Here is a 14913-nt window from a genome sequence, read left to right as displayed (position 1 = left end):
TGAACAGTTTCGCCGAACTGTCAAGTCCGTCAAAGGACGGTTGATCAGATTTGCGCAAAGGGAAGCAGCGGACTCAGGGGATGGGAGTTGTCACGCTCTCCAGTCCGAGACCGTCGAGGCGTGGTTGTCGCCCTGTCGCCACGAGGATCTCGTCAGCCTCGAACATGGATTCCCCGTCCGGACTGTTGGTCCGGATCGTGATTTCACCGCCATGGATACGACCGAGGCCAGTGTCTGCGGCCCGTTTCCGGCTGCGGTCGGTGACCTCGGCTCTCAGATCGACTCTGACCCCTGCTCTTTCAAGCGCCTCGGTGACATGCTGGCCCGCGAACGGTTCGTGACCGGCCAGAAGGCCACCACCGCGAACGAGCATTCGTACTCGTGCACCCAGTGCGGCCATCCAGGTCGCGGCCTCAACTGCGACGACTGTGTGTGATCAGCTTTAAGTAGGCCATTCCAGATCCGGAACCCATCCATTTCAGTGTCTGGATTCCAGCCGAAAGAGCACGAAAAATCTACGTGTTTCCCCTGCAGAACCTGATGAGCCGTCAGCGGTGTGAGTTCTGCGCGTCCCGCCCTGGATTCGCTGACAGTGATTGCGGCTACCGGAGCACAGAACGTGTTCGTGGGTCTTGGCGAGATGCCTTGATTGAGCGAAAACGATGTACTCGGCAACCGGCCCAAGCTGGGAGGCGTCTCTACGTCACCCCATCACCAGGGATTCGCCAGCTGCCACTGCTCGAACCAGTACCTGTCGCCTTGGTAATGGGACTTGGAAGGCTTGCAGCCCTTGAGGTCCGAATGCTCGTCCAGCCAGGCGCGCACCAGGCCGGGTACCTCTTCCATCCGATCGCGCCAATCGTCGAGCGGCAGCACCAGCACAGTGCCGTCAGCTGCCGTGAGGCGGCATGAGTAGTTCGGCAGCCCCTCCGTATTCTGCGAATGCGTGTAGCTGATCTGCTCGCAGCCAGTGGTGAGATAGAAGCGGATGTACTCCCCCGACACGTCGGAGCACAGCGACTTGAAGTCCTGATACCGGCTGAGCCACTCCGGCCTCTTATATTCGGTCATACGTTCTATTATGCGCCCGCCGTGAGTGATTGCTCCAAAATAGTTTCCCGCCGAGCAATCCAGTCGCGACAGCCCTCCGAATCAGAGGTGATTGCCCGTTGCAGACGACTTCTGCTTCCACCGCCAGGAAAGGAACACGAATGACGACCACGAAGCACACACGCACCCGGACCATCATCGGTGCCACAATCACAGCCCTTACCGTGACCGTCGGACTCTTCGCCGCCCCTGGGGCAGCCTCGGCGGCCGAGAATCCGCAGGCGGCCGCGGCCGAGACCTCCAGCTCACTGATCGAGGGCCCACTCGTCGATCTGGGAGATCTGATGAACCTCATCGGCTCCATTAACATCGGACAGTTCCAGTAACGGCCAACGCAGTGCAGCGCACCCTTGAAGCGCTGCCTGCACCCATGTCCTCGCAGCACTCCCCCGCCCGATGTGAAAGACCTGATGACTGAAGACGCTTCTCGAATCGAACTCACCTCCGCCCAACGCGGTATCTGGTACGCCCAGAAAATCGAGCCCGACAATCCGACGTTCCAAATCGGGCTGTACGTCGACATCCGCGGACCGCTCGATGTCAACGTGATGCGACGTGCAGTGCGCACCACCGTCTCAGAGGCCGATTCGCTCAACGTCGTGTTCCGTGAAGACGAACAGGGCGCCTATCAGCAGCACGGTCCCGCGCGCAGCCATCTCCATGTCCACGATCTGCGTGGCGACCCCGACGGCGATCCTGCTGCGACGGCTCGTGCCATGATGGACGACGACCTCAGCACCGTCCACGATCTCGACGACGGAGAGCTGCTCAGATCCGAACTGTTCCACCTCGGCACCGATCACTGGATCTTCTACCAGCGCGCCCATCACCTCATCGTCGACGGGTACTCCGCGATACTCGTCCTGCGCCGTGAATCTCAGCTCTACAGTCAGCTGATCGGCCCGGCAACCGGGACTTCGGAGTCGCCCTTCGGCAGTCTGGAGGACTTGGTGGCGGAGGAAGCCGAATACCGTTCGTCAGATCGCTTCCACACCGATGCCGAGTTCTGGACGCAGACGCTCTTGGAATCGGAGGCGGCCACCGGTCTGGCCGGACACCCACCGACAGCGGCGAAACAGCTGGTCACGGTCAACTCCGAAATACCCCAGGAGCTGGCCCGACAACTGGCACGAACTCGTTCGACTCCGACGCTCATCCTCAGCGCCGCAGCAGCCTACCTGCACCGAATGACCGGCCGGCAGGCCATCTCCGTGGGGCTTCCGGTCACGGCCCGGCGCAGCGCCCTGGCCAAATCGGTCCCGTCGATGATGTCCAAGATCCTGCCTGTGCAGCTGAGCACCACACCCGAGACCACCGTCGACGAACTCATCGAGAATGCGGGTTCCGCACTCCGCCGGACCCTCATCCACCAACGATTCCAATATCAGGAGCTCGACACCGACACCGACTACATCGGGCCTTCGGTCAACATCTTCCCAACGGTCGACGACATCGACTTCGGTGCAGCATCTGCGTCCCTGCATCTCCTGTCGACGGGCCCGGTCGATGACCTGTCGATCATCATCCACGGCCTGGCAGCGGAACAGCCCTCCTCCAGCGGAAATGACCGAGCCGCTATCATCCGCTTCGAGGCGAACGCAGCACTCTACAGTCACCAGAGCCTCACCGAGCACCTGCGGCAGTTCATCTCCGTGCTCTCCCAACTCAATCCTGCGCAAGCTCAGCCCTTGGCCGAGCTGTCGCTGATTGACGAGACGGAATCTGCCGAGCTCATCGCCGGCGGACAGGGCCGAACTCAGGACGTTCCCGGCCATACTGTGGTCGAGGAGTTCACCACGCATGCCAGGAAGTCTCCCCTCACCACCGCTGTCGTGGCCGTTGACGGTCAGATGAGCTTCGGCGAACTCGATCGCCGTTCGACGCAGCTGGCCTGTCACCTCCGGGAGCTCGGTGCCCGTCCGGGCGCGCGCATCGCTGCGCGCCTGGGCAGGACGACGGCTCTGCCCGTCGCCGTGCTCGGGATCCTCAAGGCGGGTGCGGCATTCGTGCCGCTCGACCCCGACTACCCTGCGGCCCGGATCGAAGCGATGGTCGCCGATGCCAGCCCGGTTCTCGTGCTGAATTCCTCATCGGTGACCGGCCCCGGCGGAGAGACCACGGTGACCACCGGTGCTCCTGTGATCGATCTGGATTCCGACCAGCTGTGGGCGACACTGACAGCCAAGCCGGCCCAGACAGCACCGGGGACAGCTCCGGCTACAGACGACCTCGCCTATGTGATCTTCACCTCCGGGTCGACCGGGCGCCCCAAGGGCATCGGCGTCGAGCACCAGTCCCTCGTCAATCTCTTCCACAGCCACGTGGAGTCCATCTTCACTCCAGCAGTCGAGAGGCTCGGGCGCGGAGTGCGCGTCGCGCACACCGCGGGCATCTCGTTCGACGCCTCGTGGGATCCCCTGCTGTGGCTGTTCGCCGGTCACGAACTCCACCTCATCGACTCACTCACGCGCCGCGATCCGGAGGCACTGACCGAGTACTTCTCCGCTCACGGCATCGACTCCATCGAGACGACGCCTTCGTTCGTCAAGGCGCTCCTGGCACACGGCACCTTCAGCGGCGAGGAGCATCCCAGCGTCGTGGCGCTGGGTGGAGAAGCCGTCGAAGCCGGCTTGTGGCGTGAACTGGCCGCGTTGGACGATGTGACCTTCCACAATCTCTACGGTCCCGCCGAGACCACTGTCGACAGCCTCACCGCACCCATCGTCTCCGGCTCTGTCCCGGTGCTGGGTCACTCCGTGGCGAACACCAGACACTACGTCCTCGACTCTCGGCTGACTCCTGTGCCCGCACAGGCACAGGGAGAGCTCTACATCGCCGGACTCAACCTGGCACGCGGCTACGTCGATCGTCCTGGAACAACGTCCGAACGATTCATCGCCGACCCCTTCGCCGACGACGGATCCAGGATGTATCGCACCGGAGACATCGTCCGCAGATCCCTGTCCGGTGGCATCGAGTTCCTGGGACGAGGCGATGAGCAGATCAAACTTCGTGGATACCGCGTCGAGACCTCAGAGGTCGAGCTGGCTCTCCAGGCTGATGAGAGGATCCGTTCCGCGGCCGTCGTCCTCGGGCAGAACCAGGCTGGCTACGATCAGCTTCTCGGGTACGTCACCGCGAGCGGCGACATCGACACCGCCGAGGTGCGCCGGAGCATGAAGTCCCGCGTACCCGACTACATGGTGCCGTCGTTCATCATGCGCATCGAACACATTCCGCTCACGGTCAACGGCAAACTGGACCGACGGGCACTGCCGGAGCCCGAATCGTCGCAGGCCGAATCCGAGGCGCCAAGGGACGCAACAGAGCAAGCCGTCGCCGCGGCCTTCAGCCAGGTGCTGGGAGTGGACTCCATCGGCATCGATGACGACTTCTTCGAACTCGGAGGACACTCGTTGCTGGCGACTCAGCTCGTCGCCTCCCTGCGGACGAGCTTCGCGGCGGCTCCGGCACTCCATGAGGTGTTCCAGCACCCCACTGTCCGCGAACTCAGCGCCACCCTCGACCCGAACGCTGACTCGGCCGACCCCGGCCGTGAACTCGTCGCCGCGGACCGACCTTCCTCGGTCCCACTCTCATACGCCCAGTCCCGCCTCTGGTTTCTCAACCAGTTCGACACCGCTTCCGCTGCGTACAACATTCCGCTCACCCTGCGCATCCGAGGAGACCTGAACTCCACCGCTCTGCATGCCGCCATCAACGACCTCGTCGCACGGCATGAGAGCCTGCGCACCGTCTTCCCCTGGACGGCGGGACAACCCGAACAGGTCATCCTCACCACCGCCGAGGCGCAGATCGCCATGCCCATCATCGAAATCAGCGAAGAGCTCGTCGACCACACCGTGAATGCGGAAGCCACACGGGGATTCGACGTCTCGACCCAGCTTCCGATCAGAGCTCTCCTGATCAGACAGGGCGCCGAGGACCATCTCCTGCTCCTGACACTGCACCACATCGCCGCGGACGGCTGGTCACTGCGCCCCTTGGCCAACGACCTCTCGACGGCATACCGCGACCGTGACCGCGGACACGACCCTGTCTTCACGCAGCTGCCGGTCCAGTACGCCGACTACGCTCTCTGGCAGCGCGAAACACTGGGTGCCGAGGACGACCCGGACAGTGCGATCGCCGAGCAGTTGGCCTTCTGGAAGAACACGCTCAGCGGTGCACCTCTGGAACTCAGACTCCCGGTCGATCGTCCCCGCAGCACACGCACGACCGGTCACGTCTCCCGTGCGATTGAGATCGAGATCAGTCCCGCGAGCCATGCCGGTCTGCGCCGACTCTCGGCGGACCGCAACGCCAGCCTGTTCATGGTGCTGCAGGCGGCATTCGCCGTGCTATTGGACAAGCTCGGTGCCGGCAGCGACATCCCCATCGGCACACCCGTGGCCGGGCGAACCGAGACGAAACTCGACGAACTCATCGGCTTCTTCGTCAACACGCTGGTGCTGCGCACAGACACATCGGGCAATCCGAGTCCCGTCGACGTCATCGACCGTGTTCGCGCATTCAACCTCCCTGCCTACGCCAATCAGGATGCGCCCTTCGAACGCGTCGTCGATGAGATCAGCCCGCCTCGGTCGGAGAGCCTCCACCCCCTGTTCCAGGTGATGCTGACCCTGCAGAACACCGCGCCCGTCGATATCGACATGGGTCGCCTCGACGTCGAAGCCGCACCCGGCCCGGAAGTGTCTGCGGCGAAGTTCGACCTCCTCCTCGACCTGGCCGAACTCGCTCCCCAAAACGGGACGCGCAGTGACTCTGCGCACCGCGACGGCGAGGCCCCCGGCATCGTCGGTTCCCTGGAATTCGACTCCGCGCTCTTCGATGAATCGACCGCCCAGGACATCGCTGCACGGTTCCTGCGCGTCATCGAGGCGTTCGTCACCGACCCGCACCGTCTCCTCTCAGACCTCGACGTGCTCAGTCCGAGGGAGCTCGAGTCCATCCGCAACGAGAGCCGCGGACCCGAGCGAGACTCTGTCGAGTCGACGATCATCGACGCATTCGAATCGACGATCAAGCGCCATCCTGACCGTCAGGCGCTGGTCTCCGACTGCACCGAACTGACCTTCTCAGAACTCGGCTCTCTCGTGAGAGGTCTCGGCCGCGGACTCGCCCGCCATGGGATCGCGCGGGGGGATACTGTCGCGATCGCGCTGCCCCGGTCCGCCGATGCCATCGCAGTGCCCCTGGCGGTGCTGCGCATCGGCGCAATCGCCGTGCCCATCGACCTCAGCTATCCGCAGGAGCGAATCCGACTGATCCTCGACGAGAGCGACGCCGACGCCGTCATCGTCGACCCCTCCGATGCCTCTCTGCGTCCCGAGAACGCCATCAGCATCACCGACCTCTGTGACGGCCACGTTGATGCCCAAGGCGGCGAGACCCTGACGGGCCGACACGACACAGCCCTCGACCACGGTCGTCCGGATCCTGACGACCGGGCCTACGAGATGTACACATCGGGTTCCACCGGCACTCCCAAGGGCGTTGCCGTGGCCCACCGGTCACTGATGAACCTCTTCGCTCACCATCGGGCCACGATTTTCGCCGAGGCCGGACTCGACGATGCACCGGTGAAGGCCGCGCACACCGCCGGGCTGGGCTTCGACGCCGCTTGGGACCCGATTCTCTGGCTCGTGGCCGGGGCGAACCTGCACATCGTCGGCGACGAAGTGCGCAGAGACGCCGAAGCACTGGTCCAGTACTGCCGCGCGCACCGAATCACAGTGCTCGAAACCACCCCGTCCTTTCTGCGACAGCTCATCACCTCGGGGCTCTTCGACGCAGAGGCCGACAGCGACACCACTCCGCTGTCGATCGCTCTCGGCGGAGAGGCTGTCCCCGACGAACTCTGGCGCGAACTGGCCGACACTGCTGCCGTCAATGCCTACAACTTCTACGGGCCCACCGAATTCACCATCGACGCCCTCACGGCACCAATCGAGGGAGCCCACAGCACGATCGGCCACCCGATCAGAAACGTTCAGGCCATGGTGCTCGACCGCCATCTGCGCGAAGTCCCTCACGGAGTCGTCGGCGACCTATATCTCGCCGGAGACGGAATCACCTTGGGATATGTGAACCGGGCGAAGGAGACCGCGCAGCGGTTCCTCGCCAATCCGAACGCCTGCGGCGAGCGCATGTACCGGACCGGCGACCTGGTTCGTCGGACCGCGGGCGGAGGCCTCGACTTCATCGGCCGCGACGACGATCAGATCAAGCTGCGCGGGTACAGGATCGAACTCGGCGAGGTGGAGAATGCATTGGCGGGGGCCCCAGGTGTCGAGCAGGCGGCGGCCATCGTCGACAATCCTCACGACCCGCAATCTGCCCGACTCATCGGCTACTACACCGGAGACGCCGAGGAAAGCACCATCCACGACCATCTGGTCGCCCGGCTCCCGACCCCGATGGTTCCACGACTGCTCATCGGCGTCGACACCATCCCCCTGACCGCCCACGGCAAACTCGACCGCGGCCGGCTGCCCGCACCCACCATGTCGGGGCAGCAGGAGTCTCGCCGCGCTGCCAGGACACCGGAGGAACGCACCATGTGCCGGCAGTTCTCTACAGCGCTCGGAGCAGAGGAGGTCGGACTCGATGACGACTTCTTCGAACTCGGCGGACACTCGCTGCTGGCGGTGTCGCTCATCGGTCGCATCCGTGAAGCCTTCGACACCGATCTGCCGCTGCGAGCCATCTTCGATGCGCCCACTCCCGCGGCTCTGCTCCGCCGTCTCGACGCTCCCGAGCACACACCTCAGTTGTCCCTCGCCGAGGCGGCAGCCGCTCCCGCCCGTCCCGACGATGGCGCAGCATCAATGAGCCTCACCGAGTGGAGACGGTCCTCGCTCAGCACTCGACCGCACCTGATCCCACTGTCTTACGGGCAGGCGCGCATGCGCTTCCTCAACCAGCTCGACACCGGGGCCTCCGACTACAACATCTCGCTGGCGGTTCGCTTCGCCGGGGATCTGGACCCCGAAGCCCTCGGCCAAGCTCTGACGAACGTGATCGCACGACACGAGATCCTGCGCACCGTCTACCCGACGGTCGATGAGACACCGGTCCAGCACATTCTGCCGCCGACAGCGGGAGAGAACATCATGGACCGCTTCGTCACGGACTCGCCTGCCGCAACCGCAGAGACCTTGGCAGAACAGGCGGCACTCGGCTTCGACCTGAGCACGGACCTGCCACTGCGCGCGTCCCTCTTCGACGAAGGCGAGGAATGGGTCCTCCACCTCGTCATGCACCACATCGCCACCGATGGGGCCTCGCTGCGACCGCTGACGCAGGACCTGTCCACCGCCTACGCCGCACTGCGGGGCTCCGCCCATCCCATGCAGCGCACACTCGACGTCCAATACGCCGACTTCGCCCTGTGGCAGCGCCACGTTCTCGAGGAGCAGCAGAACCCAAGTGAGCAGGACGGTCGGCAGGAAGGTGAACAGAACTCACTGCTGGAGCGCAAACTCCAGCTCTGGTGTGACCACCTCGACAGCATACCGACCGAACTCCCCCTGCCCTCGGATCGGCCGCGCCCACGCACTGCTCGCCAGTCCGGGCGCCACCATCGCTTCAGCCTCGGCGACCGCACGACGCAGCGTTTGGCTGCGCTCGCCGCGGACAACGGCGCCAGCCTGTTCATGGCACTGCACTCCGTGCTCGCCGGCTTCCTCAGCAGTCTCAGCGGCAGCGAGGATGTCGTCATCGGCTCTCCCAGCGCCGGTCGTTCGGATCCCGAACTCGAAGACATCGTCGGGCTCTTCGTCAACACCGTTCCGATTCGCAGCGATATCTCTGCCCAGCCCGATCTGCGCACGCTTCTGGCACGCACCCGGACCGCGGTGATCGAGGCATTGGAACTCGACGATGTGCCGTTCGAGCGCCTCGTCGAATCCCTCAATCCGCCCCGCGAGCTGGGACGTCATCCGCTGTTCCAGACCATGTTGTCCCTGGAGAACTCGGCGACGCCGAACCTCGATCTCCCGGGAGTCGACACGAGCATCGAGCCGGAGGTCGAGACCGGAGATGCCAAGTTCGATCTTTCGTTCACCTTCCGCCAGAGCACCCCGGGCACCGGTCTGGATGTGGTGCTCGACTTCAACTCCTCGATGTTCGACACCGAGACCATCGCCGAGCTGTGCGAGCGGTTCTCCCGGTTCGTCGACGAGGCGGTGAGCGCTCCGGATCGCCCGATCCATGACATCTCCCTCCTGGGTACCGCCGAGGTGGAGCAGGCCATCGATGAACTCACCGGTCCCGTCCCCACCACCTCGGCGCCCCTGATCCTTGATGTCTTCGCAAGCACAGTGCGCCGGATGCCCGATGCCATCGCGGCCCAGCACGCCGAAACCTCGCTGTCGTTCCGCGAACTCGACGAGGCCTCCGAGCTGCTGGCACGCGAACTCATCGGCTGCGGTGCGGGGCCTGGTGCCGTGATCTCGGTTCGCCTGAGCCGAGGGGTGGGTATCATCGTCGCCACTCTGGCCGTGCTCAAATCCAGGGCCGCCTACAATCCGATCGACATCGACTATCCGGTCGGGCGCACCACCGCGATCCTGTCCGATGCACAACCGGTCATCGTCGTGGCCGAGACCGGGACCGCCGAGGCGCTCGCCCCAATTCTCGTCGATGCCGGAATCACCCCGGCGGTCATCGAAGTCTCACCGGCCACCGGTGCGGTGAACGCCACAACCCCGGCACCCACAGCGAAGGTGGAGCGCTCACCACGAGCATCGCAGTTCGACCCGACCGCCTATGTCACTTTCACCTCCGGTTCGACCGGTCGGCCGAAGGGCGTCGAGGTCGGCCATCGGGCCCTCGCCAACCTGCTTGCCTCCCATCGCGGAACCTATCTGCCGACTCCGAGGTCCGAAGGCGAGCAGATCGCTGTGGCCCACACGACCGGAATCGGGTTCGATGCCGCATGGGACCCCATGCTGTGGATGATCGTGGGCCATCACATCCACATCGCCTCCGAGCAGGTCCAACGCGATCCCCAGCAGCTCGCGCACGATCTCCGCAGCCTGGGCATCGGATTCTGGGAGACGACTCCCAGCTACCTACGCCAGCTCAAGACCGAACCGGAATTCCTCCGCCTGCTCGAGGAAGCCGCAGCTGGCGGCAGCACCGTCACTGTCGCCCTCGGCGGTGAGGCGATCGACGGGGACCTCTGGGAGTGGCTGCGCGATCAGCCCGGCATCACCGCACTTAATCTCTACGGCCCCACCGAGACCACTGTCGACGTCTTCGCCGGCCCGGTCTCCTCCTCGCCGACACCGGTGCTCGGCTCACCGCTCCAGCACATGCGCGGTTATGTGCTCGACGAACGACTGCACCATGTTCCCGCCGGCACGACCGGAGAGCTCTATCTCGCAGGACCCCAGCTGGCGCACGGATACCGTGGGCGACCGGGGCTGAGCGCCGAACGCTTCATCGCCGACCCATTCGGCTCCGCCGGCGAGCGCATGTACCGCACCGGAGACCTCGTCGTGCGTGACCGAAACGGGCAGCTGAGCTTCCTCGGACGCAGCGACAGCCAGATCCAGCTTCGCGGATTCCGAGTCGAACTCGGCGAGGTCGAACGTGCACTGCGCTCCACCACGGGCGTCAAGGACGCACTCGTTCGCCCTGTCGGCGATGATCCCGCGAGCATGCAGCTCATCGGCTACATCGTCGCCGATAGGGTCGAGACGACTGAAACGGTCGAGACCACTGACCCGACAGTGTCGCCGGCAGAGCCTCAGGAGGTCCTCGCCGACGAGACTCGACGTCACGCGCGTTCGACCCTGCCCACCTATATGGTTCCGACGCGCATCGTCGTCATCGACGAGGTGCCTCTGACGACCCACGGCAAGGTCGACGAGGCGGCACTCCCCGACCCATCAGCGGCGGCGGTCGGCTCCCGGCTGGAACCCCGAACACCCCAGGAGGAGACCGTGGCGATGGTCTTCGCCCGGGTCCTGGCGCTGCCACGTGTCGGGGTCGACGAATCGTTCTTCGAACTCGGCGGGCATTCATTCCTCGCCCGGCCCCTCATCGCGGCTGTCAATGATGCCCTCGGTGCCGAGCTGTCGGTTCAGTCCCTCTTCCGCTCCCCGACCGTCGAACAGTTGGTGGTCGAAGCAGCCCAGGGCACCGCGAACTCCATCGACGACAGTCTGCAGCGTCTGCTTCCGCTGCGCACCTCGGGTTCGAAGTCGCCTCTGTTCGCTGTGCACCCGGCCACCGGCATCAGCTGGGGCTTCGCTTCGATGCTCCACGGTCTCGATGCGCAGCGCCCGCTGATCGGACTGCAGATGCCGGGGCTGGCCCCGGACGATCCAGACGAGATCACTGCGAGCACACTGACCGAGCTCGCCGATGACTACATCATCCAGATGCAGTCGGTGCAGCCGGCCGGCCCCTACCACCTGATCGGCTGGTCCTTCGGCGGCGTCCTGGCTCACCGTCTGGCCACCCGACTGCAGGAGAAGGGTGAGGACGTGGCATTCCTCGGCGTTCTCGATGCCTTCCCCACGGGGCAGGATACCAACGCCGATGTGGGCGAAGGGGCAGCGCTGTGGGCGAACTATCTCCAGACCCACTACCCGGGCACTCCCGAAGAGACCGAGGGCCTCGATGACGCCCAGGCACTGGAGTTCCTGCGCCGGCACGGTGATCCTCTCGGCAATGTGTCGCCGGGAACCATCTCCTCGATGACCCGAGGCTTCCTCACTGTGGCGCAGCTGATCCGAGAAGCACCGCTTGAACGGTTCGACGGCGACCTCAGCCTCTTCGTCGCCACCGACGAGGTGCCACACGGAACCCCGGCACCGGAATCATGGGGCCCCTTCGTCACCGGCGACATCCACGTCACCGATGTCGCGGCCCGACACTCGGACATGCTGACCACAGCAGCGCTTGCAGAAATTCTTCCCGTGATGGCAATCCACTTGGATGAGGGCGCCGAATCACAGACGAGACCAATCAACTCCAAAAACAGAAGAACCCCGCCCCGGAAACACCAGTAGGAGCTGAAGACACATGAACAACCCCTTCGACGACACCACGGCAACCTTTCGCGTGCTCGTCAACGAGCTCCAGCAGCATTCACTATGGCCCTCGTTCGCCGATGTGCCCGCGGGCTGGGTCGTCGCCTGCGGGCCGGCCGGCCGAGAGGAATGCCTCGACTTCGTCGAACAGAACTGGACGGACATCACCCCGCGTCGGCTCGCCGAGATCGCCTCCTAGTGATCAGCATTGACCAGCTGAGCAAGAACTACGGCACATTCAGAGCACTCGACAAAATCAACCTACAGGTCGACCAGGGACAGATCTTCGGCCTCCTCGGCCCCAACGGCGCCGGTAAGACCACGACCGTCAAAATCCTGTCCACTCTGGTGCGCCCCGACTCCGGAGAGGCCGTCATCGCGGGGAACTCGGTGACGGCCGATCCCACCGCCGTTCGCGCCAGCATCGGCCTGTCGGGACAGTACGCGGCGGTTGACGAGAAGCTCACCGGCCACGAGAACCTCGTCATGGTCGGCCGTCTCTACGGGATGAGCCGGCAGGAGTCACGAGCCAGGGCCCGTGAATTGCTGCACGAGTTCGCAATCGTCGACGTCAAAGATAAGCGTGCGGGAGCCTATTCGGGAGGTATGCGACGCCGTCTCGACCTGGCCTCGGCCTTGGTCTTTCGACCACCGGTGGTCATTCTCGACGAACCCACCACGGGACTCGACCCGCGCGGGCGACTCGACACCTGGGACGTCATCTCCACTTTGGTCGGAGAAGGAACGACGGTGCTGCTGACAACCCAATACCTGGAAGAGGCCGACCAGCTGGCAGATAGAATCGCCGTCATCGACTCCGGCAAGGTCATCGCTGAAGGGACCTCTGATGAACTCAAGGTCAGCCTCGGCGCCGAGCGCATCGCACTCACCCTTGCCCGCAGGGACTCGCTCGACGAGACCCTGCGGATTCTCGAACGGATCATCGGAGTCTCGAACCGCGCGCAGACCGACTCGACGGGAATGCGTCTCACTGTGCCGGCGCCACTCGGCCAGAAGACACTGCTGCAGGTTCTCGAAGCCCTGAACAGCGGCGGAATCCTCGTCACCGAGGCGGCCCTGAGCCGACCGACACTCGACGACGTGTTCTTGAACCTGACGGGGAAACCCGCCTCACCGGAGACCTCGCCATCACAGTCTGCGGATGCCGAGGTGGACGTATGAGCACACTGACCTCCGCGGCACGTGACAGTTCCGTCATCGCCTGGCGCAACCTGCTCACTGTGCGTCGCACTCCCGGAGCTCTGGTCACCGGCATCGTGCAGCCGGTGATCTTCGTGTTCCTCCTCGCGTTCGTCTTCGGCGGCAGCCTGGGTGGGGCGCCCTATCGGGAGTTCCTCATCGGCGGGATCCTGGCCCAGACCCTGACATTCAATTCCTCATTCACCGCCGTCTACCTCGCCAAGGACCTCCAGCTCGGACTCATCGACCGGTTCCGATCACTGCCGATGTCACGCGTGGCCGTCATCCTGGGGAGGACGACGTCCGACTTGGCCACCGGCTCGATCTCGATCGTCGTAACCATGGTCTGCGGACTCATCATCGGCTGGCGCATCACCGAAGGTTTCGGGTCGGCACTTCTGGCTATCCTTCTGCTGCTGCTCTTCGGCTTCGCCATGTCGTGGATCGGGGCGTTCATCGCGCTGACCGCCCGAAGCGTCGAGGTGGCCCAGAGTCTCGGTCTGATCTGGCTCTTCCCCGTCACTTTCCTCTCCGGCGCCTTCGTCTCGGTCGACTCACTGCCCGGACCACTGCAGGCGATCGCCTCATGGAATCCGGTCACTGCGGTGGCCACCAGCGTCCGAGAACTCTTCGGCAATGTCTCTCCCGCTGGCTACACCTCGGGCACGGGCTGGGCGGCAGACAACCCGATTCTCTACGCGGTGATCAGCTGCGTGGCAGTCATTGCCCTCTTCTCCACCGTTGCCGTGTCCCAGTACCGGAGAATCAGCAGGAGATGACTCGGCAGCAGAGGATCGAGACCAGTATCGAGTATCTGATATGCGATGTCGGCACACTGAGCCAGGCTCGTGAGGACCATCGTTGGCTGGACTCTCTGTTGTCGCCCGCCGAAGCCGCCCACTCGAATCGGCTTCGACAAGCCGCAGACAGGGCTGCCTATCGGAGCGGACATCTCCTGTTTCGCCTCATGGCCGCTCGGCGTCTGGGCATCGAACCACGAGACGCTGGAGAGCTGACGTTCACTCGCACATGTCGCACCTGCGGCGGTCCCCACGGAAAGCCGCAGATCATGGGTGCAGAACTCAGCCTGTCCCGTTCGGGTGACATGGTGGCGGTCGCCTCGGCGCCTTCGTCATCTCCCATCGGCATCGATATCGAACACATTCCGAACGAGGTCTTCTCGGGTTTCGACGAATACGTGCTGACATCGGGCGAGTCCCTGTCCCCCGGCGCGAACACCACCCGCAGACGCATCGAGCTCTGGGTGGCCAAGGAAGCTGCGCTGAAGACAACCGGTGACGGGCTGAATGTGGAACCCAGCGGTCTCGAGGTCGTTGGAACCGACCGTGAGGCGGCAGTCGTTCCCGGGTCCGTGCACTGGGCGGCCTCGATCAGAGCTCCCGAGCATCCGGAGCTCAACCGGCTGAGCCTGGCGACCGTCCCCTGTCCTCCGTCTCATGCAGCCGCATTGAGTTGTGCCGACCGACTGCCTGTCACCTCAACGAGCCTGTCGGACGTTCTCATCGGCTGACGA

7 protein-coding genes and 1 pseudogene are annotated in these 14913 nt (G+C 64.4%); 6 read left to right on the top strand and 2 right to left on the bottom strand.

The annotated features are described in order from the left end of the window. Window positions 1–73: 73 nt before the first annotated feature. Window positions 74–415, bottom strand: a pseudogene (locus tag INT40_RS11685) (FAD-dependent oxidoreductase); the annotation flags it as partial. Window positions 416–711: 296 nt separating this feature from the next. Beyond that, window positions 712–1071 (bottom strand): hypothetical protein, encoded by a 360-nt coding sequence (locus INT40_RS11680; protein WP_193096106.1) that lies wholly within the window; start codon window positions 1069–1071, stop codon window positions 712–714. A 140-nt stretch (window positions 1072–1211) separates the two neighbouring features. On the opposite strand from INT40_RS11680, the gene INT40_RS11675 reads away from it, so the two are divergent. From INT40_RS11675 to INT40_RS11650, 6 genes are all read left to right on the top strand, one after another. Continuing rightward, the gene (locus INT40_RS11675) at window positions 1212–1436 is read left to right on the top strand and encodes a hypothetical protein (protein WP_193096105.1); all 225 of its coding nucleotides are present in this window, start codon (window positions 1212–1214) and stop codon (window positions 1434–1436) included. An 84-nt stretch (window positions 1437–1520) separates the two neighbouring features. Next, complete coding sequence (locus tag INT40_RS11670) at window positions 1521–12158, top strand: non-ribosomal peptide synthetase (RefSeq protein ID WP_193096104.1); 10638 nt, start codon at window positions 1521–1523, stop codon at window positions 12156–12158. Between the two features lie 13 nt (window positions 12159–12171). Further along, window positions 12172–12378, top strand: coding sequence for an MbtH family protein (locus INT40_RS11665; RefSeq protein WP_193096103.1), 207 nt, complete (start codon window positions 12172–12174; stop codon window positions 12376–12378). Further along, window positions 12378–13361 (top strand): ATP-binding cassette domain-containing protein, encoded by a 984-nt coding sequence (locus tag INT40_RS11660; RefSeq protein WP_319021978.1) that lies wholly within the window; start codon window positions 12378–12380, stop codon window positions 13359–13361. The genes INT40_RS11665 and INT40_RS11660 overlap by 1 nt, the downstream gene beginning before the upstream one ends. Continuing rightward, the gene (locus INT40_RS11655) at window positions 13358–14158 is read left to right on the top strand and encodes an ABC transporter permease (RefSeq protein ID WP_101573743.1); all 801 of its coding nucleotides are present in this window, start codon (window positions 13358–13360) and stop codon (window positions 14156–14158) included. The genes INT40_RS11660 and INT40_RS11655 overlap by 4 nt, the downstream gene beginning before the upstream one ends. Beyond that, on the top strand, window positions 14155–14910 hold the full coding sequence (locus INT40_RS11650) for a 4'-phosphopantetheinyl transferase family protein (RefSeq protein WP_193096101.1): 756 nt from the start codon (window positions 14155–14157) through the stop codon (window positions 14908–14910). Before INT40_RS11655 ends, INT40_RS11650 begins: the two co-directional genes overlap by 4 nt. Window positions 14911–14913: the final 3 nt, after the last annotated feature.

This window comes from Brevibacterium sp. FME17, assembly GCF_014897515.1.
In the GTDB taxonomy this organism is placed as follows: Bacteria; Actinomycetota; Actinomycetes; order Actinomycetales; family Brevibacteriaceae; genus Brevibacterium.
The sequence above is the reverse complement of the archived record's forward strand: the minus strand, read 5'-3'. Positions and strand labels throughout refer to the sequence as shown.